This is a genomic window from Methanomassiliicoccales archaeon, from assembly GCA_038740345.1.
Classification (GTDB): domain Archaea; phylum Thermoplasmatota; class Thermoplasmata; order Methanomassiliicoccales; family UBA472; genus JAJRAN01.
Window position 1 is genome coordinate 23026 of sequence record JAVYMA010000015.1, and the last position, 24759, is coordinate 47784.

Consider the following 24759-nt stretch of genomic DNA (forward strand, 5'->3'; position numbering starts at 1 on the left):
TAAATATTCGGTAGTTTTTTAACCCCACAATGAAACTAGATCTCGGTTGGTTCTCATCCTTCCACTGGACGCTCTGCGGGAGCAGAGCAGATGGTGATTTACTTTGATCGAGGACATGAATCTTTTCTGGATAGGTTTTTTCATCTTCATCCTATCTATGCTGGCCCTTGACCTTTTTGTCTTCAATCGCAAGGCCCATGAGATAGGTGTTAAGGAAGCAGTGAAACTAAGCGCCTTCTGGATATCCTTGGCCATCGCCTTCAATGCGCTTGTTTTTATCACTATGGGAACGGAAAAAGGCTTAGAATTCTCCACTGGCTATATTATAGAGCTTAGCCTGAGCGTGGATAATCTATTCGTATTCATATTGGTTTTTGGTTACTTTTGCACCCCAAAATTCTGCTTGCATAAAGTCCTATTTTGGGGCATTCTCGGAGCTTTGGTCTTTCGTGGCATCTTCATCATGGTTGGTGTTGCCCTATTAGAGCAGTTCTCTTGGGTCATCTATCTATTCGGCGGCTTTCTGGTGGTAACTGCCATCAGGATGGCTTTTGGGCACGACAAGAAAATCGATCCTAAGAAGAACTTGGCAGTGCGTGGGTTCAGTAAATTATTCCCGGTGACCGATGATTATCATGGGGATAAGTTCTGGGTGCGCCTGGCTGGAACAGGGACGATAACCGCAACCCCTCTGCTGGTGACTCTTATTTTCGTCGAATCGACAGATATCGTCTTCGCTCTCGATTCTATCCCAGCCATCTTGGCCATAACGACTGATTCCTTCATAGTCTACACTTCGAACGCCTTCGCCATCCTGGGCCTCAGGTCACTTTTCTTTGCATTGTCGTCCGCCATCACTGCTTTCTGCTATCTAAAATATGGCTTAGCGGTAATTCTTAGCTTCGTAGGCGTCAAGATGCTAATCTCGGGAGTGGTGCATATCCCTGTAGTGGCTTCATTAGCTGTCATAGGGATTGTTCTCGGAATCACTATCGGTGCGTCACTCTATAAGAATAGAGGAAGGGACACCTGCTTTGTGCCAGAACAAAGATAGGAAAATCGAAAACATGAAACCAATTTAATTTCGTTCGTTTGGCTCAGTAGAATTAACATATTGGTAGATGCTCAATCTCTCCCTACACATAGGGAGATTTTAAGCGCGAATAAAATGGTGAAATGTTTTTTGCACAGCCATATAACAAAGAGAGTCAATGACCAATGGTGGTGCGAAATGAACTCAATGATATCATTTACCAGTCGAGGTATCATTAGATCTGCTGGGGAGGAGAAGGATTCGCTTTATGAGACGTTGAATCGGCTATATTGCATTTAAAATTCCCTTTAAAGTTGAAATAAGGAATTATAGACCTCTTTTATACCACAGCAAAGAGCTGGCTGAAGTTATTTTTTTATTTTTGCATACGAAACAATCCAGTTATCGGAAAGGTTCATTAGCATCCATGCAATTGCAGCGCCACGGTGCATCATGGAAGGAGATTTCGTAGTCACCCCCTGGCAAGTGTCTGGAGAGATAGACTACGATCAGTTGATTCAACGCTTTGGCACAAAAAAAGTCGATGAAGCACTACTAGATAGGTTAGCACGCTATGGCCCGCTGCATCCGATGCTAAGGAGAGGAGTGGTGTATTCTCAGCGTGATGTAGAGTGGCTCTTAGACCTATATGATAAGGGGGTAAAGTTCAGCCTGTACACGGGCAGAGGCCCCTCGGGAAACACTCATCTAGGACACCTCATGCCCTGGATTTTTTGTAAATATCTTCAGGACATCTTTGACGCCCCCCTCTATTTTCAGATGACGGATGATGAGAAATTCCTTTTTAATGAGTCATTAACTCTAGAAGAGACCAAAGTCAGAGCCCTGGATAACGCCCTAGATGTGATTGCTTTAGGTTTCGATTCTAAGAAGACCAAAATAATAATTGACACAGATTGCATCAAGACTCTCTACCCACTTGCTCTGAAGGTGGCAAAGAAGGTTACATTTTCCACCGCCCGGGCGGTCTTTGGGTTCGACAACTCAACCAATATAGGGTCTATATTCTTCACTTCAATTCAGTCCGCTCCTTGCTTTTTGCCTACAATTCTTGAAGGTAAGAATGTACCTGTACTCATACCATGCGGTATCGATCAGGATCCACACTTCCGCGTGACCAGGGATGTGGCTGAGAGCTTAGGCTTCTATAAACCTGCTCTTCTGCACACCAAGATGTTTCCTGGCCTTAGCGGCGGAGATAAGATGTCATCTTCGATTCCTGAGAGCACCATCTATACTACAGATACGCCAAAGATTGTAAAGAAGAAAGTAAGCAATGCATTCACTGGCGGCGCAGTAAGTGCTGAGGAGCAAAGAAAGACAGGAGGAAAGCCAGAAGTCTGCGCTGTATTCAAATATCAATATTACTTATTCGAACCAGACGATAAGGCCTTGGATGATCTGGCCTTCCGATGTCGGAACGGGGAGGTGCTTTGTGGGGAGTGTAAGAAGTTGCTCACCGATCGCCTTCTGCGTTTCCTCGAAGAGCATCAAAAACGTAGGGATGAAGCTCGAGCTAAATTGGATGATTTCCTGATGAAATGCCCGTGATAATTAATTGGAACGAGTCATTTTGATTGTTCACTGCCCTGGTCCTTACCATATGCTAACATCATTCTCATTTTTGACAGATCTTTCAAATATTGGCTCGATGAAAATAATAAAATCAAGAACTCAGTCGATTTTCAGAAACCTGTGGCCCCCAAAATTGTTAAGCTTTCTTTCACTTTGATAACATAAATTTGAACGCTGAAAATCGAGACTTTTAATTATGATTACCTTCAAAAAGATGTGAATTTGAATGGACTTTGTGACCCATAAGTCAGAAATAGGGCCAATTGACTCCACCTCCTCATGAGCACCTCTCAGATCCTTGCAGAGCTGAGCAATCAGGAGAAAAAAGTGCTTCTGGCGTTGGAAAAGCTCGGAGGAGCAGCCAGTCCAGAGAAACTGTTAGAGACAGGAAGCTTCTCTCAGTTGGTGGAGGTAATGAATGGAGCTAATTGGCTTCAGTTAAAGGGTCTGGTAGAGGTAAAGGAATCCCCGCTTAAGGTATATGCGATCAAGAACAAAGAAGCGGCTAAAAGACCGCTTCCTGAAAGAAAAGCCCTATTGGCTATTTCAGCGGCTGGGGGCTCTGTTAAAATAACCGATTTGGAAGCATCTATCGGCAGAGCCGAAACTCAAATCGCTATAGGATGGCTGAGGAGAAAAGGTTTGGCCAATCTTGAAAAGGTCGGAAACGAGAGTGTGATAACTCTTACGGATGAGGGAAGGAAAGCCCTGAATGAAAAAATGGAAGATGAGAAGGTATTAGAGGATTTGGCTAAGAAGGACATGCCTGAGGGCCAGCTTTCAACTAAAATAATCAACATGCTAAAAAGCAGACAAGATCTGATAATCGAGAAAAGCATGGTTTCGCGGCAGATCCTTTTAACTCCACAAGGAAAGGAGGTCTTGGCAGTAGGTATTGAATTAAAAGAGGAGGTGGCCCAGCTCACACCAGAGCTTATTCAAACTGGTAAGTGGAGAGAAGTAAGCTTTCGCCGGTACGATGTCAATGCTTTCGCACCAATTTCCCACCCCGCCAAGAAACATCCTCTGACAAGGATAGCTGACGAAATACGGCGCATTTTCCTACAGATGGGGTTCGAAGAGATTGATGAAGAGTATGTCCAGCCTGCTTTTTGGGATATGGACGCCCTCTTCACGCCACAAGACCATCCCGCCAGGGATATGCAGGACACATTCTATCTAAAGAATCCCGCCCGCATCCCCTTAGATCAGGAGGCCGAGTTGGTAGAAAAGGTGAGGAAAGTTCATGAGCATGGGGGTGGAACTGGCTCACTGGGTTGGAGGTATAAGTGGTCAAAAGAGGAGGCGGAGAGAGCTCTTTTGCGAACTCATACCACGGTGAACACGATCCGATATCTGGCGAAGCATCCTAACCCGCCGGTGAAGGTTTTCTCTCTTTCTCGTGTCTTCCGTAAGGAGGCCATAGATTCAACGCATCTCCCTGAGTTCGTTCAGATAGAAGGAATAGTAATGGAAAAGAATGGTTCTTTCGACATGTTGGTCGGTATTCTTAAGGAGTTTTACAAGAGGATGGGTTTCGAGCAGATCCGTGTCCGGCCAGGGTATTTCCCCTATACCGAGCCATCTTTGGAGGTCGAAGTCATGTGGAATGGAAAATGGATGGAGTTGGGAGGAGCTGGGATATTTAGACCAGAGGTGACGGCTCCATTCGGTGTCAAGTACCCTGTACTTGCATGGGGTCAGGGGTTTGAGCGTCTGGCCATGCTGCGTTGGAATTTAAAGGACATAAGGGATCTCTACATCACTGACATCGAGATGTTGCGGGAAAGCCCTATATTTTAAACACTCACTGGTTTGACAAGAATTTATGACCATTTAATCTGCCAGATCCAGAGGCCTTGTCGATACGAAGCTCAAGAGAAGGAAGACAAGAGCGGGAAAGAGAGATAAGGTGGTCAAGTTGGCAGGAATCTTTATTGTGCTCTGTCTCGTAGATGAAAGGGCACTGAAGCTCTCACTCGCATTTTATAATTTAAAATTTGAAAAGAGGATTGAAAATACTGGGCAATCATGATTAAATTGAATTTACAACGATCAAAAAATGTTGATTCTCGGAAAGGTGGAAGGGGACAACGCTTGAAAAATACTTCTATCACAGAACTTATGCCTCTTGCCCCCATTTTTTCGGAGGATTCGCCTTTATCTCGTACTCCTTCGCTTTCTCCGGCATACCTGCCAAAGAGTAGGCTTCAGCTAACCTTTTGTACCAAAGGGTTTTGTCTTTGGCCTTGGTTATGGCGAGACTCTTGCTCAAATAGCGGAGGGCTTCAGCATGGCTCCCCAAACGAAGGTTTGCCGTTCCCATGAGTAGATAGCCCTTCTCTATGCTCTCAGGGTCCGATAGAGCACCCCTGCTGGCTAGAGATGACATCAAAGTCAGCGCTTTACCGAAATCCCCCTTCATAATCAAAGCCTCAGCCATTTCCATCTCTAAGCATGGGTTAGGAGCTTGAGATCCCATGCTCTTTGCTTGAATGAACACTTCGATCGCATCATCTATCCTTCCCACGTCCTTCAATGCCCTACCTTTATTCAAGAGTCCATCGAATTTCTCGCCAGGGTCTCTAGATTTAATCATCTCATCGCATACTTTGAAGCAGTAATCATAATTCTTGACGAGACGAGCGCACTCTCCCTGAATGCTCCTAATTTTAGCTGCGTAGCGCTCCGATGGCCTATCTAGACAAGAGATAATATTGAAAAGATCCTCATCCGCTTCCTTTAAGAGAATGCTTCCTTTGGCAGCAAGCAGCATCTCTGCCTCTTTTTTTCTATTCGCAGAAATCAGGTGATACAACCTTTCCCTATACTCATCCTTGGATAGCCAATAATCGGCCGCAAAGCTATGAGCTTCCCTGACTATGGTGTGGGGGAGAATGGCCATGACCTCACGCCTAAGTTCGGCTGGGAGTTCCACCATTCCATCCCTATTCACGGGGAGAAGAGCGATGCTGGTCTCCGGCAATGCGTCCCTGAGGAAAGCTCGCCGAAAAACTGAAGCCATTTCGAGGACTCTGCGATTCTGTTCGGAAAGTGATTCATACAGCTCCTTGCCCCTAAGCTTTCGGATATCGGTCGATGGTCCTGTATCAATTCCCTCGTGGATAGCAAACTCCCTGATCTTTGTGGCTCTTTCCTCTCCCTTCTCGGTCAGGAAATAGACTTTACGTTTGTTCTTCCCCCTCTTAATGTGAGCGAGGCGCTCCTCGATATAACCTGCCTCTCTCAACTTTTTCAGCTCTACAGCCGCATGCGCTCTGGATATTATCAATGCCTGAGCAATACCGTCTTGACTTAGATCAAAAGGCACATCGAAGTTATCCTTGAATCTTTGATATTGAGATACATAAAGCAGTATCCGTTCCGAGACTGTTAATGCGGTCGTCATGTTTTTCGCAAGTCGCTGACGGATTTAAAAAACTAAGATTCTGATTATTACAATTGAATTACCACTAATTCGACAAAGGTAATTAAAAATTGAAGTGAAAAAAATTGTCAGGTAATATGATTCAAGCTTAAGTCATTGGCCGTTCTTCTTTTTCTCATTTGAGTAATAGGCCATCAGCCCTAAGGTAAATAACACCAAACCAGCTATGACGGCTGGGAAATACAGGGGAAATGGTCCCCTGCTCTCTGGTGCAAAGGGGAAGATAGAATCGTGCTGTATGACCTTTTGCCCCTCACCTGCATCAATACCAGCAATGGTGTTATCGATCACATAATAATATATACCATCATCTGGAGCCGTGAAAACAGTCTTAGAGGAGACTACACCTAAATCCTTGAATAACGCTGCACCTTTCCATCCCATACTTTCTTTTCCGACTTCGATATAGCTAAAATACTGTTCTTGATTGAATATGAAGACATCCATCATATCGCCGTAGGAGATGAATGAAATCTTCTCTCCCTTCTTCATTTCACCTGCCCGCACCACATATTCTTGCTCATCAATCTGGTAAGTGAATTTCTGGTGCCCCTCTCCAAAATCGCAGGCTTCAGCCTCAGCCATGGAGAAGATCGTAAAAGAGAGCATCAGAACCACGACAATCGACACCACTCCGATTTTCATAATTAAGCCTCCTCACCATTAAGGCTGGAATTGACCATTAAAATTTCGCTGGAAGCAGGCCTTTGGAAGGAGGGATTATATCCGTGATAAAGATTGAACAGCATATGCGCTTGTTATTGTCCTCTTCCACCGATGTAGCTAGTTTAGGCATACGCGACGCTCTTCTTGCGCGCTCAGGTTGGCAAACAATCGCTCAGTTCCATGGCTCGCCGGTTTTCCGTAGGGGGGAGGATATTCTAGCCACATCCAGCTCTAATCATCTTTTCCATGATGAAATAGATAAAGAATTCGAGATGAACATAAACCAGAATATTGACGAATTGGTCTTTCTCTCTCGTCACAAAGCGGTCTCTGAAATACCCACACTAACGGTGCACGCCATCGGCAATTTCGGTAATGCAGATTACGGTGGTCGAGAGGGAGTTCTTGTTGAATCCATGCCTGATGCCATGACCTCAGCCTTAAGGCAACTTGTCTCTTCAGCCAAAGGGCTTGAATTCCAGGTATCTTTCGAAGTAACTCATCACGGCCCATACATCAGCAAACCTGCCATGTTCATAGAGATCGGGTCTTCTGAAAGGCAATGGAGTAATAAGGAGGCGGCAGAGGCCATCGCCCGTACTCTGCTCGAGACTAGGACGCTAAGTTCGCCAAAGGTGATCGGGATTGGTGGAGGCCATTACGCACCACGCTTTACCGAGCTGGCCTTAGCGAAGAAAGTCTCGTTTGGCCATATGATCCCTAATCATTTCGTGGATATATGCGATGATAATTCCTTGAGGAGAGCCATAGAGTTGGCTTTAGAGAGGACGGAAAGGGCAAACCTCGTCTATATCCACAAAAAATCTATGTCGCGCGCTCGTGCCACTCACATTAAAAGAATGGTGAAGGAAATGGGAGTTGAAGTAGTGGACTCTTCATATTTCGATGAATTATGAATCTATCAGTTCCTGCCCACAGATGGGGCATATGCGCCATTGTGGCTGTACTGGAGAATAGCAGTTGGGGCATTCTAATCCTGTGTTAGGCAGAGTTACGTTCGAGCTCTTTTCCCAAGAAACGGCTTTCTCCTTAGTCTCTCGCGATTCAGATTTAACGGTTTTCATTGTAGGCTGCAAAACTCCACGAAGATAAGAGCTGCCTCCAGTCGCTACGAATTTGCCCCTTCGCGCTAAAGCCTCCAAATAATCAATGGTCAATATGGTTCCACCAGCTAAGGATAAAACACCACCAAAAACCGACATGAATAAAGCGGGACCGAACGCGGTGGCTATGCCCCGCTCCATATCTTGATTAACCTCCCAGACCACCAAGACGATAGCCACCACGCCAAAAGATGCTGAGATTAGGGATCCTAAAGCCGACGGCCCTTTAAATCTCCTCCAACCCTTTTCTGCAAGGATGTCTAGGCATGACAATATGGCACAAAGCGCTCCGCTCATAGGTATCAAAAAGGCCAACGAGGTAAAGCCGCCTTTAGCGATCATATCCCATAAGGAGAGTTGTTGGGATGGTAAAATGGACCAACTTAGCACCAGCGAGGAGGACATTATGGCACCGCCTATCACGCAGAAGGTAATGCCTAGGACCACTGACAGATGGGTTATTGGCCTCACCAATGGGCCTTTCATCTTACTGGAAGATATCTTAATCATGGTATTTTTCTCAGCTTCGCTTATATCTTCCTCTATACTCAATCGCCCACCACCGTTCCCTTTATCTTCTCGCCCCTGATGGCTGCCTTAAGTTCTTCCAAGTCCCTGCCGTTGACTATGTAAATGGGGATGCGGGAGCGCAAGGCTGACTCTGCGCCTTTGCGGTCGAAAATGTCCGATGGACCGGCCGAATGAGAACCTTTATCGACCAGCTCATAGAGCTGCTGATGCGTCAGGCGTTCGAATCTCACCGCCTCTTTGTTGCTCTTCGGATCCGAAGAGTAGGCAGCGTCGACAGAGGTGGCGTTGACGATCCTTTTGGCTTTTAGCCCCTCTGCCACGAGAGCTGATACCGCGTCCGTTGTATGGCCAGGCACAGTTCCGCCCATCACTAATATATTCCCTTTGCGAGCCTCGCGCACTGCCTCTTCAACCGAGCGGGGAATGGAACCGAACGCATCTTGGCCCAGCGCTAACTGTAACAGTTTAGCGTTCATACGGGTAACCTCGATTCCTAGTTCATCCTGCTGCTCACGCGAGGCTCCCAGCTCTCTCGCAGTGGATATGTAGTATCGCGCCACCTTACCACCGCCGCATACCAAGACCAGGCGGTATTCCTTGGACAATGAACGCATGAGTTGGGCAATTTCTAAAATGCGCTTTCCATCATTCTCGCCAGGTACTAGAATCGACCCTCCCAGAGAAACAACCACGTAGTCCATGCCAACCCCAACAGCTTTATAAAGGCAATCCTTCTTGGGTGATAAAAAACCTAGCGTGGCTGATAATTTCATGGCACAAGTTGGCGAAACCCTCACCGACCGACAAAAATACGATTTTAAGCGTGCTTTGGAGGAGGTGCGCAATCTCAAAGGTCGCGGTACAGAGCTGATCTCTGTTTACATCCCTCCAGGTAAGCAAATCTCTGATGTGGCCAACTATCTAAGGGCGGAATACTCGCAATCCTCCAACATAAAGTCCTCGAGCACGAGGAAAAACGTACAAGGTGCCATTCAATCTATATTGGCTAGGTTGAAGTATTTTAAGGAACCACCGGCTAATGGTCTCGTCTTCTTCGTTGGGGAGACAGCCTGGGTGGGAGACCAGACGAAGATGGTGCAGTATGTCCTAGAGCCTCCAGAACCGATTACTTCGTTCCTTTATCGCTGCGACTCCGAGTTCTATCTCGAGCCCCTGTTAGAAATGCTGGTGGAAAAAAAATCTTATGGTCTCATAGTGGTGGACCGATCCGAGGCCACTATTGGCCTGCTAAATGGGAAAAGGATCACCGTTATTCGCAACATCCAATCACAGGTACCTTCTAAGCATAGGATGGGTGGGCAATCGGCCCTCCGATTCGAAAGATTAATCGAGATTGCAGCCAATGAATTCTTCAAGAAGATAGCTGATGCAGCTGCTGAGGCGTTCCTTGGTCGATTAGATGAATTGGTCGGCATACTGGTTGGAGGACCAGGAGCCACGAAGAACTACTTCGTGGAGCAGGGATATTTGCATCATGAGCTGCAGAAGAGGGTTTTAGACACATTCGACACTGGTTATACCGATGAATATGGTCTCAAGGAATTGGTGGAGAGGGCTAAGGAAAAGCTAACCGATTTGGATCTCATGAGGGAGAAGAAACTCATCTCGAAGCTTTTAGAGGAGATTCGAAAATCTGACGGCGGTTTGGCCACCTACGGAGAGGATCAGGTAAGGGAAGCGGTGATGATGGGAGCTGTTTCCACTGTACTCATCTCTGAAGCTCTTAGGAAGAAGCGCTATACGCTGGAGTGTCCCAGCTGCGGTTGGAAGGACAAAGTTACGTCGGAAAAGCCCCCTCAAGATCAACGCTGTCCCAGCTGCGGTGCAGTGGTCATATTTGATGAAGGGATAGACCTGGTCGATGATTTCTTCGATATAGCGGAGAAGATGGGGTCCAAAGTGGAATTGATTTCCGAAGATTCTGAAGAGGGAGAAATGCTACTAAAAGCGTTTGGCGGCATCGCTGCTCTCTTGAGGTATCGCCCAGGAGGATGATCGATGGACCCCTTGCAGCCTTTTCGAGAAGAGGTTGACAGATGCCTTAAGCAAGCCCTTCGCCGCGTAGGCGCGCCTCTCGATTTACCTGTTGAAACTCCTGATACCAGTATAGCCGATTTCGCCTTCCCTTGTTTCACTCTAGCCAAAACTCTCAAGAAAGCACCCGTTGTCATAGCTGAAGAGCTATCCTTGAATCTTCCAAAATCAGCTCTAATAGAAAAAGCATGGGCCGAGAAAGGGTATCTCAACTTTAGGCTAGAAAGTCTGGCTCTGGCCCGCATCACCCTTGAGACCATTTTGCGGGAGAAGGAAGCATATGGTCGGGGAGAGCCCAAGCACATAAAAGTTCTTCTGGAGCATACCTCCGTCAACCCCACAGGCCCGATTCATGTAGGAAGGGCAAGAAATCCTTTCATTGGAGATACTTTAGCCCGATGCTTGAGAAAAACAGGTTATGAAGTCACCACGGAATACCTTGTGAATGACGTAGGGAAGCAGGTAGTGCTGCTCTGCTGGGGTGTGCGGAACGCGGTCTCCGATCAGGAGAAGCCGGAGCGCGATAAGGACGATCATATACTCGTCGGCTATTATCGCCAGGCTAACAAACTCATGGAGACGGACCCGAGGGTCCAAGAGGAGATCGCAGCCATGACCAGGGCTTTCGAGGCGGGCGACCCAGCGACGATCTCGATGGTCCGGGAGACGGCTGAAAGGATGCTCTCCGGCATTAAGCAAAGCTTAGCGCTCGTGGGCGTTCACATAGATAACTATACTTGGGAATCGCAGTTCATAATCAACGGTGAGGCCAGGAGAGTGGTGGAGAGGCTCAAAGCCACTCCCTACTGCCACGAGGAAGGCGGAGCTCTATACTTAGATCTGAGCGAATTTGGCATCCATGGTAAGAGCACCAAGTTCTTCTTCACCCGTTCAGACGGAACCACACTCTATACCACCAGGGACATGGCATATCACCTAGACAAATTCAAGCGCGCTGATGTGGTAATCAATGTGCTAGGAGAGGACCAGAAACTGGGGCAACAGCAACTGGCCGCGGCATTGAAGATATTAGGAGAGAAGAGAGTGCCAGAATGCCTATTCTATGCCTTTGTCTCCTTGCCTGAGGGAAGAATGTCGACCAGGAAAGGCTTGGTGGTATATCTGGACGATCTGATAGATGAGGCCGAGGAGCGCGCATATGAAGAGGTGAGGAAGCGTAGGACGGATCTCAGTGAGCAGAGGATGAGAGAGATCGCCAGATGGATTGGAAGAGGGGCACTGCGCTTCAATATGGTGCGTGTTCAGCCAGAGAAGCAAATTGTTTTCAAGTGGGAAGAGGCTTTGAACTTCGAAGGCAATTCTGCGCCCTTCGTTCAATATGCGCATGCTCGCTGTTGTTCTATAATGAAAAAAGCCGAGGATTACCAACCTGTCCTTGAACCATCTCGTCTGACACAGCCCTACGAAATAAAGCTTATTCGCATCCTCGCACAATACCCCTCGGTCGTGAGGGACTGTGCGTTAAAGAGGAGGGTACACTTGCTACCAGCATATGCGCAGGAAGTGGCCGCCGCTTTTAACCAGTTCTATGCATACGTGCCCGTGCTGCGCTCTGGGGAAAATCAAGCTGCCAGGCTTACCCTGGTCGAGGCCACGATGTGGGTACTCCGCAGCGCTTTGGACACGTTAGGGATCGCGGCCCCGGAGGAGATGTAAATGGCACAGATCGTCAAGCTCAAGAAAGAGGACAAAGGGCGCGTGAGAGCGCTCGAGCTCTTCATCATAAAGGAATACATGGAATCGATCCTGAAGCGCAAGTGGGAAGAGCTAAGTCCGGAATTCGTGGAACAGCTGGGAGCGACTAACGACCAAGCCTTCAAGCTGTACCTGGAGTCCGGCCTCAGTTACGTGGCCAAAGAGGACGATCAGATAGTTGGCTTCATCTTCGCCCAAAAGGTGCAGCATATGTCAAACATTCCCCTATCTGTTTGGATTGAGAGCATCGGGGTCCATCCCTCCCATAGGCGCCAGGGCATAGGTTATCAATTGCTTAGGAAAGTATCCTTGGAGGCCAAGAAGCAGGGCGCCAAGGCTGTGCAGAGCGCTATAATGCCTGAGAATGCCGTTTCCTTGATGCTGCACAAGAAGCTGGGCTTCTTCTTGGATGCGCGTAGGATAGCATTCTTGGACCTTGACACCTTCAAATGACATCGTTGCAAGATGGAGAGAGAGGGGGAGCAAGAGTATAATCTCTGTTGTTATATTTGGAGCTCACCAGCTCTTTTATCATACGTTCCTCGAAATGAGTCAGGACTCCCCTTAGGATGTTCACCTTGAACACCTCTGAGAATCCCTGAATCAAGGCTGTCTTTACCTTATCCAGTGGTGGAATCTCTCCTAGCTCTCTCTCCAACGTGGTAATGGAATCCTTGGAGCGACCTTTCTTGCGCATCCGAAGCACCTTGAACATCACATCCAAATCTGTTGATACCAATAAAGTCCCATGCTGAAGGACCACCCCAGCCCTGCGCAATTGAGCGCTTCCAGATATTTTACGCTTGTTGACAAGGATGTCGTTGATAGGTTTGAACTCAGCCTTTACGCCTAATCTCTCCAACCCTCTTATCACTCCACTACAGACTAAAGCGAACGTCTCGTTAGGAGAATGTGGCACCGACTCCTCATCAAGCACCACCGCATATATTATTTGACCTTGATCGGTGTAAATTGCGCTCCCACCAGAGGCGCGGCGTACCACCTGAACGTCATGCTGTCGCACGGCCTCCATGTCCAGGACCTCTTCAGCTCGCTCGAAATATCCTAGCGAGACGGTAGGGCGATCGCGACGGTATAGATGCAGAGTATTGGGTACCAACCTACGCTGACGCGCCATGAGCATGGCCTCATCGCAGGCCACGGAGCGCCACGGATCGCAGAGATCGGAATCTACCAACCTCCAGATCATACGATGAGGCACGGCGTCAGGCAATTAATATCTTTTTGCCGCTTTCGCTCTGCCTACCTACGATTCGACCACTATACCACGTTTGCTGAGGGCCTCCTTCACCTTGGTAGGAACCTTGAGCTTTTCGCCCTTTCCCCCTGCCTTTTGTGTGGTTTTGAAAGCATTCTTCTGCTTGCCCTCTTTTGCTTGGGCTGAAAGGCCTGGACTTTCGGTCTCTTCCAATCCTATGTTGAAGCGAGAAGACATCTCTTTCAGTTTTGAGGCGAGCTCGGCTAGAGTCTGAGCCCGGGCCGTGAGATCCTCCATACTGGCTGTCAACTGCTCCGTGGAGGAGGCGCTTTCCTCTGAGGCGGAGGCTGTCTCCTCAGCTATAGAGGCTATCCCATCCACAGCTTTGGCTGCGCGCTGCGTGCCCTCCTTTTGCTGCATCATCATGCTCATGAGCCCAGACAGCAATTCATCTACTTTGGAAGCCAGTACCGCGATTTCCTCAAAGGCCTTTCCTGTAGCATCCACCATCTGAAGCCCTTCAGAGGTCTCTCGGGTTCCTCTCTTCATGCTCTCCACTGCCTTAGCAGTCTCGGCCTGCACTTCCTTGATCATCTTGGCGATGCGCTCGGCGGCCTCGCGCGAATCCTCTGCTAGATTCTTCACTTCCTCGGCCACCACGGCGAACCCTCGTCCCTGCTCTCCGGCTCTGGCCGCTTCGATGGCCGCGTTCAGAGCCAACATGTTGGTCTGGTCAGAGATATTGGTGATTACATCCACTATCTCGCCGATCTCCTCAGATCTCCTCCCCAGACCCTCTATGACCGAAGCAGACTCTTGCACCACTTTCTCCACTTCGCGCATTTTCTTGACAGTAGTCTCTACCGTCGCCCTCCCCCTTCGTGCCGAATCTGAGGATCGCTTGGCGCTCTCAGAAGCAGAGGAAGCGTTGCTCACGACTTTCTCGGAGGCGGTGGATATCTCGGCCATGACCTTAGCGGTCTCATCTACCGCCGCGGCCTGGCTCTGCGCCCCCTTGGATATCTGCTGAATGGCACTAGATACCTGCTCAGTAGAGGCATTCATCTCTTCAGCCGAAGAGGCGAGGTCCTGCGCTGTAGATTGCACTAGGTCCACCGAGCGATTGACCTCCTTTAACAGCTCGGTCAAGGACTCGCCTATCATGTCCAAGGATTGGGAGAAGCGCAGGAGATCTCCTTTCGTCTCGATAGAAACGCGAGCGGTCATGTCTCCCTCTGCATACGCTTGAGCGACACGCATGGCTTCCTCTATAGGCTTGATGACCGCATCTAGAGTATCATTCACACCCTGCACGATGGCGCGATATTCACCCTCATGTCTGTTGGCGTCTGCTCTGGTCGATAGGGCGCCTTCTTTGGCAGCGTCGGTGAGCATGCGCATGTCTTTTGTTAGTCTTACCAGAGCTTCCTTGACCTGGGAAATTGAGGAATTGATCCTCTGGAAGTTCTCCTTCGTTTCTTTGGTATATTCATCAGCCTCCTCCACCTTCACATCTAGGTCCAAGACGCCTTGGGCCAGAAGATTCAGGTTGTGCGCCACCCTCTCCACCTCCTTCTTCTGGTACAGGGCGACGCGCTGCTGTGCTGTCACATCTTGAAGAACCTCTATATGGCCAATAGGCTCACCCTTGGCGTTCTTTATATACGCGACATCTATCTGAGTGTGCTTCCCACCTCTATTGGTATATGTACGCGGGATGCCAGCCTCTCTCATCTTTACTATTCCGCACTCCTTGGTGCCGCATATCGGCCCCCTCCACTCAGAGCAATGCTTTCCCACCATATCAGCTCTGGAGCGTTTGAGGACCTTTTCCGAAGCATTGTTTATGAATGTCGTGTTCATGTTCAGGTCCGTGACTGAGATAGGGAATGGGATGGCATCCAAGATCTGCTCGTACCAGAAAATTTTATCCACTACCGCATCCATGGTCTTGTTAAAAGCCTGGACTATCGAGGCATAATTGCCGCTGAATTTAGATTCGTCAGCCCGAGCCGAGAAATTTCCCTTATTGCTCTCCTCCGTCAGCCTACTTATCTCCTTAGCTATCTCTACCTCTTTGGAAATATCCATAATATGCTCGACATAGCCTATTATCTCGCCATTTGGGTCTTTTATAACCGCTCCTGTAGCCCTAACAGGGACTTCTCCCCAAGTAAGCTTGGCGATAGAATCTCCCGTGAATTCCTTACCTTCTCTCATACATCTCTTGGCTAAGCATTTTTCAGTATCGCATGCTGGTGTACGAATGAGGTCGGCGCATCTCTTACCGAGCACATCCTCTTTCCTAGCTTTCAAAAGTTTCAAGCAGCTTGCGTTCAAATAACTGATATGGAGCTCCTTGTCCATGACCATAACAGGGGCAGGAAGAGCCTCTAGTGCTTTACAGAATTCCTCGCTGACGGCAATCTTACTTTCCAAGGTTCTCACCTTCTATCTCTGGGCTGATTCCAAGGCATGTCGCATATTGATGTTAACTGAGTTAAGGACTTGGCAATTTAGCTAATAAATATGAATGCCTCGATTATCATGATTGATATCAAATTCCTTCAGGCCAGTAACATAAGATTCTATCGAATTTGATACTGAAAATCCATAAATGTACTAGAAAAGCGAAATAAATGGTGAAAATGGAAAAATGGTTTGAAAGGTTTTGGCAGCACGGCTCACTTCTTTCCTTTCTTCTCCTCATTAGTGGCCGGCTGCTTTTTGGTCTCCTCCTTCTGCTTCTCCTTCTTTCCACCTAGCTTGGGCAAGCGTTTTCGGTAGAAATAGAGCAGGATGACCACCACTATAGCTGCGAATATACCGCCGTACAAGGCTATGGCCTTCCAGGCGGCTTCGTTGACCGTGATCGCAGCAGTGTATGAGTTGTCCGTGGTGACAATTTCGTTGTCCACGGAAGCAGTCGCCACTATGGTGAAGTTACCTTTTGCCGAGGGCGTCCAGCTGAAGTAGATGAGACCGAATTTGCCTGGCATGAGGGTACTGTTAGTTACGTCATTCACCCTCATGTTAGATGACTCTCCGATCTTGCTCTTCGATCCACTGGAGGAGAGGATGAAGAACTCCACCTTTGGTGCCAACGCATTAGAGCTCCCGACGTTGGTCAAATTCACCTTTATCGTACCCGCGGAACCTTCGGTCATGGGGTTAGGATCGAAAATCATGGAAACGATCCTTAGATCGGGTCGGGGAGAAGAGGTGATGACGATGGACTTCGTGAGGTTGGCTTTGTTGCCTGCTTGGTCTGTGACCTCCAATTTCACGGTGAAGGTCTTGATCGCTGAGAACGCATGTCTGACCCATGGTCCAGTCGCCACATTCGAGTCCCCGAAGGTCCAAGAGAAGCTCAATTTGTCAAAAGAGTCGTTGGCATCATAAGTAGCGTTGCCATTGAAGACCAACGTCTGATTCTCTTGAGCTGTGGTCACACTATTTCCATTAAGCTCGATTGTGAATGAGACCACGGGCGGCACTGTATCCTTCACCAGGACGATGATGCTCTTAGTTGAGACCCTACCGGCCACATCCGTGACATTCAGCACCATAGTGAATGTGCCGGCTCGAGCATAGGTCTTGGTCACGTTCTGATTCTCTCCCATGCCCACCACGGTCTTGTTGCCGTCTCCCCATATGTACTCCCATCTCTTTATGATGCCAACATCGTTAGAAGCTGTAGACGCGATGTGGTCATAAGAAGTGGCTCCATTGAAAATTAAGGCCTCATTCTGCTTAACAATCAGATTCGGGGCTTGCAAGCTAAGGGTGTGATCCTTTACCTTGAAGTCGGGCGTAGGATTGATACCATCGCTCTTAACATAGAAGCTCTTGACGGCGGTCAACCCAGCGACATCAGTGACTGTCAAAGTCACCGTGAGGTTGAAGTGCGCAGCCCCATAAGTATAAGTTGTCCAATAGGAGGAAATGGGGCCTTGCACTACACCGTTTCCGAAGTTCCATGTGAATTTCAAGGGATTCCCGTTGGGGTCCGAGGAACCATTGGCCGTGAACACGATCGGCTTTTGTGAATTAACTATATAATATAACACGCTCGTCCCAGAAGTCACGGCATAGGCCCAATCTGAGGAAACGTCTATTCCAGCAGTGGCAATGGGGGCCACAGAGCGTTGTATGGTCATGGTGACTACCTCATGGGTGCCGGTGGTCCGTACAGTGGGGTCGATTGTTACCGAAAGATAGCCAGTTACTACTGCACTACCTGTAGAGGTGGTGTTTGCAGTCATCTCGTTTCCTCTGGGCCAAGTAAGGTAGACAATGTTGTTGAGAGAATTGGTGTCGTACCTAGCGTAAGCTGTAACAGTGTACGTCGAACCGCCATTGAGGATATTGGCCTGACTTCTATAGGAGCTCACAAAAGCAGCCGAATATTGGGCTGTAGACGTAACGGATGACCCTGATATTCCTGTGAAGGCCGCTGAAACGAAATCTGTCTGTACAGTGTACTTTGTACCATTAACTCTAACCATGAAATCCGAGGTCACGTTTAGTGGGCCAAACGACCGAACTCTGTTAATGAAAGCGTTATACTCTGTTGCGCTCACAACACCATTACCGTCCCCAAATGCGAAATCAATCTGCATACGCAAGTTCGGAAGGTAACTATATGGGATGTTAGGCCAAGAGGCATCGAAGTCCATGGTGAGATTGCGATAAAGATTGAAATTATTCCAATCATTGGAAGCAAATACGATTCCATTCGAATCTACTTGTGCTCCTTGGGAGACTAGGTTAATTGTGACTGTTTGAGAAGTGATCAGGGTAATGGACTGCATGCTCGCTTGCGCATCCGTTGCATCAACCATCAGATAAAATGGGTTGGAATCAGCGAAGCCATCTATGACAAAATAGTTGGATGTCACTCGACCTGTGATTATCCTCTTTTCCACCGGCAAAGATGGGTTGGAGGAAACTAAGACTGCAGTCACCCCAGAGGCAGGTACATTATTCTTATAGACATAACCCGTCACAGTTACCGATGGGTTTAGAACCACGTTCACATTAACAGTAACGCCACTTGAAACTGTGACGTCTCGCACATCAGTCTCGAATCCATTGGCGCTAGTCACAAGACGATACGTGCTTGTGTGAACTATTTGCGAGGTAGAGCCACTAAAACTATAGATCTTTTCCATTTTGGTCGGGGAATTTAAGTCGATGGTCTTTAGGGTAACGCCGCTCACTGGGCTACCTCCTGACGTCACAGTTACTGTCAAGGTTCCCACGGTTGTGGGTAGCTTGTTTATCTGGATGAGACCAAGTTGTACGGCGTTTATACCATCATATTTTACCACCGTCGAGTACTCTAGATCATAGTACCCGCTCTTGGAGATCCTCAGGATGTAGTAGCCGGGTGGTGGGGAGAATGTGGCCAGACCGCCGGCGTCACTAGAAGTGGAATACATCTTTGAAGTGTGGGTCTCCGTGAGCGTGGCGGTAGCACCTGCGACAGGGGCGTTCGTGTTATCGACCACGTTCAATGAGATGGGGGCAGTACTTGAAGCCTCGACCGTTGCGCTCGGGAAAATCATTATTCCTGACAGCAACAGAAGTGCTACCAACATGCCCGTTGCCAATTGTTTACCTTTCGTATATTGCATCAATACCCTCCCTCATTGCTGCTAAATGCTTGAGGTCCCCAGTTATAGGATTGGAAAAGCCGAATCACTTGGACCTTAATAAAGATTGTTGTGACCCAGTAATATACTGGCTATACCTTTGAGAAAGGTATGGAGAAACCTACTTTTGCCTTACCTTCAAGAACTATTACAAATCACGGAAACTTCATTTTTAAGTTACAATTTCCTCCAATCTTTCCTCCTCGATACCTCTTCGAATCTCCATTGCAAGTCTGCGACCAGTGCTCATTGGCCTTCTCCATAAGGCATTTCCATAAGCATGGCCCATGCTCATGTGAACATTCGTACCGCCTCCTATCCTGGGCGCGACATCGTATATGTAGAAATTAAGATCCTTATCCACGCATGTCTGCAGGCAGAAGGGCCCTATAATTCCAGGAGCAAAATACTCTTGTGATGCCTTAACATACCTTTCCGCCAATTCGAAAGCGTTTTCTAACAAGCTTTCTCGCAATGTGGCAGAGTTGTGCCCGCAAACCGTATACTCAGGTACCCTCTGCCTCTCATTGAGTGTAAGTTGTTGTTCAGCTGGAAGCCTAACATGTCCATCCAGAGAGGTCTCAAATCTCCAATCGATTCCTAATAGCTCTATTTTCGAGCCCTTTTCTTCCAAGGGAGAATAGAAGAAGTCTAGGTTGAAAACTGGACCAATAATATATTCCTCCATTCTAGCATTCAAAAGGCTATCCTCATCAATCACACCATCAGCAATCAACTTGGAGGACTTGCGTTGGTACTCTTCGTAACTTGCGGCCGTAAAGAAACCCCTCTCCAGCTTTTTGACTTTATGATGCAATTTGATAATGGTGAGTCTATCGATGTTTTCTGGCCTCTCTATCCTCTTGGGATATGGGAGTTCGGCCTTTTCTAGAAGCCAATAATAGTCTCTCGGACCACCCCGGTCCTCGCTTCGTAGCATATTCCTTGAGCCTACCAAGGGGACGAGGAACTCATCCTCCACTGCATCTATACCGCAATATGACGTGAAGGACCTATTTGGCACAAAAAGCACGTTTTTGGAAAGGAGCAGATCCTGAATATTCTTTGACACCGCTTCCTTGAATTTCTTGAGCAACACCACCTCGTCGACGATACCCCGCAGAATCATGCCATTCTTATCCCTAAACGCTCTGAAATAATTGGAATAGGTCTTCTCTCGTCCTTGCTGGCATAAAGCCAAAGTACGAAAACCCTCCTCCACTGCGCCATCGCATACATCTAGGGCGGAGTGGGATGCTAACACTCCTATCATAATTTCCTTAGGGCTGTATTTTTCGAGTTTAGCGTGGATCATATCCGTGGTAATCATGGCCGTACTCCAGCTTGGGAATCGTGAATAGGGGTTAAAATCTTTCATAAGCCAAAGCCATGTCTGACCATCATGCTAAAGCATTCACTTGATGTTAAATCCCCCCAAGCAAAATAACACATAATATGAAAAACACAGCACCGACGAAGTCGATGGAAGATGATGTTATAGGAATTGAATGATCGTCAGGGTCCAGATTAAATCTGAAAGTGTAGATAGCAACATAATAGGATATTATATTGAGAAAAGTCACAGTTAATAAGCCAGCAATTAGAGAGATGCTCACCATGGAAATTAGGCTAGGGGCTCCTAAGCCTAATAGCACGGCCACAACGTATGCCGTCACGCCGACTAAGGTGAATACCCAAAGAGCAAAGATGTAAATTATGATAAAATTCTCGAGAGCCAATTTTCCTGGGATTCGTCGCGGCTCTAACAGACCCATGTGAAGTAGTGACGCAAGCCTGGAGGTCAGTATCCCCCCTAATGCGTTGGCGTCCTCCAGGAATGGGGGTATCATAACCAGCAGCGCGGCAGAGGCCACAAGGGTCTCTAATTCATGGTCAATAGTGAGACCTGCTCCAATGTCAAGTAAGGTGCACAAGACCAGTACCGGCACGGAAACGAGCACTATTCTCTTGGTCTCATTACGTGGCATGCGAAAGACTCTCCACGTCAAATAGCATGTGAGCAAGAGCAAGCATATAGCGAATACATCAATAACCAGCATGGGAAGAATTTCATCGCGGATAAGGATGGCAGCTAAGAAAAGCATAGGAAGTGTTACGACATCACCTGCAGCGGTGATTATCGGAGCCGAGATGTTGTCGATGTCCCAGCCTCTCCTGAAACCGATCGTGGCCACCAGGATGTTGATGAAAACCAGGATGATGCCTGCTAAAAATCCTCCTAAAACCGAAATAAAAACTAAAACTTGCACGCCACCAATCTCAACACCTAAAATTCCTGCTATGCCTGATGCCAAGACGCCCATCAGGAATGAGATTATAATCGTAAGTAGCATTGAAGCATCAAAGTTCTGCCTTAGCAGGCTACCTTTTCTAAAAGAAAGTTCGAAAATCCCTAAGTTCATCGCTGTGCCTAGCCTGCTCCCTAAGGCTCCGAAAATATTGCCCCTCATTCCTATGGCAGCGGGAATAAGGATCATGAGGCCAGCGATTTGGCTCAAGGTTTGATTCATGCTCCCCAAGGTCGCGCCAGCTAGTAAATCGCCTGTAGAAGAAATCATCAAGGCTGAGAACCCGAGTGTGAAAACCCTACGGTTGCGCGCGAAAAAATTTCGAACTGGCACCAACCGTGTCACAATCATCGTGTGGGATAAAGAATGATATTATTTATGGTGAACGCAAGAGAGGTGAATAAGCCTGTGTTTTAATTGAGATTATTTGGAAGGCAAGATAAAATCAAGGCAAACTAAGGTAAGGGGAAAAACGATAAAATAAATAGACACATCCTAATATTGTGACTTGTCCGTTTTGGCTTTAAAGCAGGCGGACGGCAGCAAATGGCGAAAGGCCACAATAAAGACATTAAGAAAAGGCATTCGCCAAAGGTGGACGAATAATGGTAGAAACCTCTCTGAATATCGATGACAGCAGGGAGAAGGTTCCACGAACTGTTCGTGAGATCCTAACTGAGATGAAGGACACGTCTGAGGTGATAGTCGACTTAGCCTATGCCTCATTGGTATTCGATAGTGAAGATATGGCAGAAGAGGTGCACCATTTAGAAAAAAGAATGGATACGCTTCTGTACCATATCCGCATCAAAGCCATGCTTTCGGCAAGAACCAGAAGGGATGCAGAGCAGCTAGCAGGTTTGCTGCAAGTGGCCTCCGCGGCTGAAGCGATTTCCAACGCTGCCAGGGACATAGTCATGCTTCTGAAATATGATAGCGATAAGAGGCCTTTCCTACCTATTGTTTTAAAAGAAGCAGAAGAGAAGATCAGATCTATCATATTGGCTGATAAATCGGACATGGTTAACCGCTCCATAGGAGATTTGGCTGTGGAAGCGGAGACGGGTATGAGGGTAATTGCGCTGAGAAGGGGAAAGCGCTGGTTGTATGATCCTGATGGGACGACCAAACTAAAAGCAGGAGATTTGTTGATCGTCCGCGGGACCGAAAACGGGTATGAAGTGCTCAAATCGTATGCATTAGGTGAGAAGCTTTGGCCTCAATATTCCAAGAAGGAGGAAGGTTAGTTGGACGAACTTGAGAAAATGCTTCTTGAGGTCAAGGATACCTCAGAACTCATGGTAGATCTTGCATACTCCTCTCTTCTTTTCGATAATAAGGATATCGCATGCGAGGTTTGCTCCCTGAAAAATTATGTGGATGAATTGACAGCAACGGTGCAGCAAGAAGCGATAAGGAAAGTGCTCGTTGATGGTGATATTTCAAAATCATTCGTGACAATCCGTTTGGTAGAGTCGTTAGAGAATATATGCTCAGCAGCTAAAGGCATAGCTGATGTCGTCATGAAAGGGTTACCATTACATCCTGTCATTAAATTAAGCATTCAGGAATCAGATGTTATTATAACTACAGGTCAAGTTAGCGAGTCGAGTGATCTGGCTGATAAGACTTTAGGAGAAACTAGGTTAGCGAGCAATTCTGGGATGTGGGTGGTGGCCATTAAAAGGGAACGTAAATATATTTATGGTCCAGACAAGAATACAACGGTTTTGGCAGGTGACACCCTCATAGCACGAGGCCCTAGAGAAGGGGAGGAATATTTCAAGGATCTCATGTCAGGCAAAGCAAAATTGACTTGAGAATCAAAGAAATAATGGTAGCCCCGGGCAGATTCGAACTGCCGTCGCAGGATCCAGAGTCCCGCATGATTGACCGCTACACCACGGGGCTGCGCCACTCCCCTACAAAATTTCCCATAATTAACCTTTGCTGACACTTATTTTCTTTGTCCATCTTTAAGCATCAAGATTTTTTTATGGCCTGAAGAATGCGATTGTAAACAGTGTTTATATCGCCCTCTCCATCAACCTTATATAAAATTCCTTTTTTGAAATAATAATCAGTTAATGGCAGAGTTTGCTCTTTGTAGACTCTTAATCGTTCACGAACGGTCTTCTCCGTATCGTCGGATCTTTGGAACAACTCTCCTCCACATTTGTCGCACACGTCTTTATTTTTTGGTGGGTTGAACTCGAGATGGTAAACGGCATTACAGGATTTACAGGTCCTTCTTAACGTTAATCTCTTGACAAGATTCTCTTCGTTTACCTGTATGTCCACAACAATGTCAACCTTTGCAATTCTATCGAGCATTTCTGCTTGTTCCAAGCTTCGAGGGAATCCATCAAGGATTACTCCCCCCCTCACATTTGCCATCTTTTCCTTGACCAAGGCTATGACTAAATCATTGGGCACAAGTTTCCCAGCGTCCATGTAAGTCTTTGCCTGAATCCCAAGAGGAGTATTGTTCCTTACCGCTTCCCTCAATAAGTCACCAGTAGAAATTTTTGTGAGTTTGAGTTCGGAACACAACTTTTCAGTCTGAGTCCCTTTGCCTGAACCAGGAGGGCCTAGAAGAACTATAGTCTTATCCATGGAACCCTGTATGGCCTCCATCTAATTATCTTTTATTAATAAACGCGGTTCAAAATCGGCTATCATTTAATTCAATAAATGTTAGTTGAAAACATCGTGATATTGAAGATCATAAATTACAAAATATAAATCACCTATTTTTTTAATATTGAGAGTGAAGATAAATGCTTTCGATAATTAAAGAGCATGACGCGAGAAGTTATCTGACAAATTGGAGTTTAAAGTTTTAAAATAAAGAATGCACATGCGAACTAGATATGTGAAAAGCGGTGCAGACGGAAAAATAAATTAATGCGCCTTTGCACACTGCTCTTCAGTTTCTATGTGAATTGTGACTACTAGTCCCGGAACCGCCTTTTTCAATTTGCTCTCAATCGCTTCTGCCAAGTCATGTGAGCTCCTTACAGACATATCCCCCGAGACGCAAAGATGCAACTCAGCATAAACGCGATTTCCACTCTTTCTCGTTTTGATGTCATGGTATTCTATGAATCCATCCATTCCATCCAATTCCTCTCTTATTTTCTGCTCGGATTCGGGGCTCGATTGGTCCATTAAATCTCTGGAGGATTTGATTATGACATTTATTCCCATTCTTGCAATGATCACCGCCATAACAATGGCCAATATCGGATCCAAGACATACCATCCCGTCAATGTTGCAAGGAATAGACCGACTACTACGCCAAGAGATGAAAGAACATCGGAAATCAGGTGCTTAGCATCCCCTTCCAGAGCTATGGAGCCGCTTTTACGCGCCTCCGTAATTAATACAAAAGAGAGGATTAC

General features: G+C 47.1%; 20 protein-coding genes and 1 tRNA gene. 9 read left to right on the plus strand and 12 right to left on the minus strand.

All coding sequences use genetic code 11. The features are described 5' to 3' along the window. The first annotated feature begins 103 nt into the window (after positions 1 to 103). From QW520_06195 to QW520_06205, 3 genes are all read left to right on the plus strand, one after another. A complete protein-coding gene (locus tag QW520_06195) occupies positions 104 to 1054 on the plus strand; it encodes a TerC family protein (protein MEM0449395.1) in 951 nt (316 codons plus the stop codon). Positions 1055 to 1486: 432 nt separating this feature from the next. Next, complete coding sequence (locus QW520_06200) at positions 1487 to 2605, plus strand: tryptophan--tRNA ligase (GenBank protein MEM0449396.1); 1119 nt, start codon at positions 1487 to 1489, stop codon at positions 2603 to 2605. Positions 2606 to 2908: 303 nt separating this feature from the next. Further along, positions 2909 to 4432: a phenylalanine--tRNA ligase subunit alpha gene (locus QW520_06205; protein ID MEM0449397.1), complete on the plus strand. Its 1524-nt coding sequence runs from the start codon at positions 2909 to 2911 to the stop codon at positions 4430 to 4432. A gap of 319 nt (positions 4433 to 4751) precedes the next feature. Here the strand turns inward: QW520_06205 and QW520_06210 are convergent, their stop codons facing one another. Together QW520_06210 and QW520_06215 are read right to left on the minus strand one after the other, a co-directional pair. Further along, positions 4752 to 6038: a hypothetical protein gene (locus tag QW520_06210; protein ID MEM0449398.1), complete on the minus strand. Its 1287-nt coding sequence runs from the start codon at positions 6036 to 6038 to the stop codon at positions 4752 to 4754. A gap of 132 nt (positions 6039 to 6170) precedes the next feature. Continuing rightward, positions 6171 to 6722: a hypothetical protein gene (locus QW520_06215; GenBank protein ID MEM0449399.1), complete on the minus strand. Its 552-nt coding sequence runs from the start codon at positions 6720 to 6722 to the stop codon at positions 6171 to 6173. 104 nt (positions 6723 to 6826) lie between these two features. Between QW520_06215 and QW520_06220 the strand changes: the two genes are divergently transcribed. Then, the gene (locus QW520_06220) at positions 6827 to 7660 is read left to right on the plus strand and encodes a D-aminoacyl-tRNA deacylase (GenBank protein MEM0449400.1); all 834 of its coding nucleotides are present in this window, start codon (positions 6827 to 6829) and stop codon (positions 7658 to 7660) included. Here the strand turns inward: QW520_06220 and QW520_06225 are convergent. Next, complete coding sequence (locus QW520_06225; protein MEM0449401.1) at positions 7655 to 8419, minus strand: zinc ribbon domain-containing protein; 765 nt, start codon at positions 8417 to 8419, stop codon at positions 7655 to 7657. The genes QW520_06220 and QW520_06225 overlap by 6 nt on opposite strands. Next, positions 8416 to 9099 (minus strand): UMP kinase, encoded by a 684-nt coding sequence (pyrH, locus tag QW520_06230; protein ID MEM0449402.1) that lies wholly within the window; start codon positions 9097 to 9099, stop codon positions 8416 to 8418. The genes QW520_06225 and pyrH overlap by 4 nt, the downstream gene beginning before the upstream one ends. A gap of 70 nt (positions 9100 to 9169) precedes the next feature. On the opposite strand from pyrH, the gene prf1 reads away from it, so the two are divergent. Genes prf1 through QW520_06245 form a run of 3 tightly spaced genes read left to right on the plus strand, consistent with a single transcriptional unit; the run spans position 9170 to position 12622 of the window. Then, a complete protein-coding gene (gene prf1, locus QW520_06235) occupies positions 9170 to 10414 on the plus strand; it encodes a peptide chain release factor aRF-1 (GenBank protein ID MEM0449403.1) in 1245 nt (414 codons plus the stop codon). Positions 10415 to 10417: 3 nt separating this feature from the next. Then, the gene (gene argS / locus QW520_06240; protein ID MEM0449404.1) at positions 10418 to 12130 is read left to right on the plus strand and encodes an arginine--tRNA ligase; all 1713 of its coding nucleotides are present in this window, start codon (positions 10418 to 10420) and stop codon (positions 12128 to 12130) included. Beyond that, the gene (locus QW520_06245) at positions 12131 to 12622 is read left to right on the plus strand and encodes a GNAT family N-acetyltransferase (protein ID MEM0449405.1); all 492 of its coding nucleotides are present in this window, start codon (positions 12131 to 12133) and stop codon (positions 12620 to 12622) included. Here the strand turns inward: QW520_06245 and QW520_06250 are convergent. The 5 genes from QW520_06250 to QW520_06270 form a co-directional block, all read right to left on the minus strand. Continuing rightward, entirely contained in the window at positions 12615 to 13379 is a 765-nt protein-coding gene (locus tag QW520_06250) for a biotin/lipoate A/B protein ligase family protein (protein ID MEM0449406.1), read from the minus strand. The two genes, QW520_06245 and QW520_06250, sit on opposite strands and share 8 nt — an antisense overlap. A gap of 57 nt (positions 13380 to 13436) precedes the next feature. After that, positions 13437 to 15827 (minus strand): methyl-accepting chemotaxis protein, encoded by a 2391-nt coding sequence (locus tag QW520_06255; GenBank protein ID MEM0449407.1) that lies wholly within the window; start codon positions 15825 to 15827, stop codon positions 13437 to 13439. A 245-nt stretch (positions 15828 to 16072) separates the two neighbouring features. Continuing rightward, the gene (locus QW520_06260) at positions 16073 to 19027 is read right to left on the minus strand and encodes a PKD domain-containing protein (protein MEM0449408.1); all 2955 of its coding nucleotides are present in this window, start codon (positions 19025 to 19027) and stop codon (positions 16073 to 16075) included. 190 nt (positions 19028 to 19217) lie between these two features. Beyond that, a complete protein-coding gene (locus QW520_06265) occupies positions 19218 to 20375 on the minus strand; it encodes a formate--phosphoribosylaminoimidazolecarboxamide ligase family protein (protein ID MEM0449409.1) in 1158 nt (385 codons plus the stop codon). Between the two features lie 94 nt (positions 20376 to 20469). After that, on the minus strand, positions 20470 to 21699 hold the full coding sequence (locus QW520_06270) for a magnesium transporter (protein MEM0449410.1): 1230 nt from the start codon (positions 21697 to 21699) through the stop codon (positions 20470 to 20472). A gap of 260 nt (positions 21700 to 21959) precedes the next feature. Here QW520_06270 and QW520_06275 point away from each other — a divergent pair, with 260 nt between their 5' ends. Together QW520_06275 and QW520_06280 are read left to right on the plus strand one after the other, a co-directional pair. Continuing rightward, entirely contained in the window at positions 21960 to 22601 is a 642-nt protein-coding gene (locus QW520_06275) for a TrkA C-terminal domain-containing protein (protein ID MEM0449411.1), read from the plus strand. Further along, the gene (locus QW520_06280; GenBank protein MEM0449412.1) at positions 22602 to 23174 is read left to right on the plus strand and encodes a TrkA C-terminal domain-containing protein; all 573 of its coding nucleotides are present in this window, start codon (positions 22602 to 22604) and stop codon (positions 23172 to 23174) included. Positions 23175 to 23189: 15 nt separating this feature from the next. Here QW520_06280 and QW520_06285 read toward each other — a convergent pair. The 3 genes from QW520_06285 to QW520_06295 form a co-directional block, all read right to left on the minus strand. Beyond that, positions 23190 to 23265 (minus strand) — tRNA-Gln (locus QW520_06285). A 72-nt stretch (positions 23266 to 23337) separates the two neighbouring features. Continuing rightward, positions 23338 to 23991 (minus strand): adenylate kinase, encoded by a 654-nt coding sequence (locus QW520_06290; protein ID MEM0449413.1) that lies wholly within the window; start codon positions 23989 to 23991, stop codon positions 23338 to 23340. A 267-nt stretch (positions 23992 to 24258) separates the two neighbouring features. Beyond that, positions 24259 to 24759, minus strand: a 501-nt coding sequence (locus QW520_06295) for a cation diffusion facilitator family transporter (protein MEM0449414.1), incomplete at its 5' end; no start/stop codon positions are given.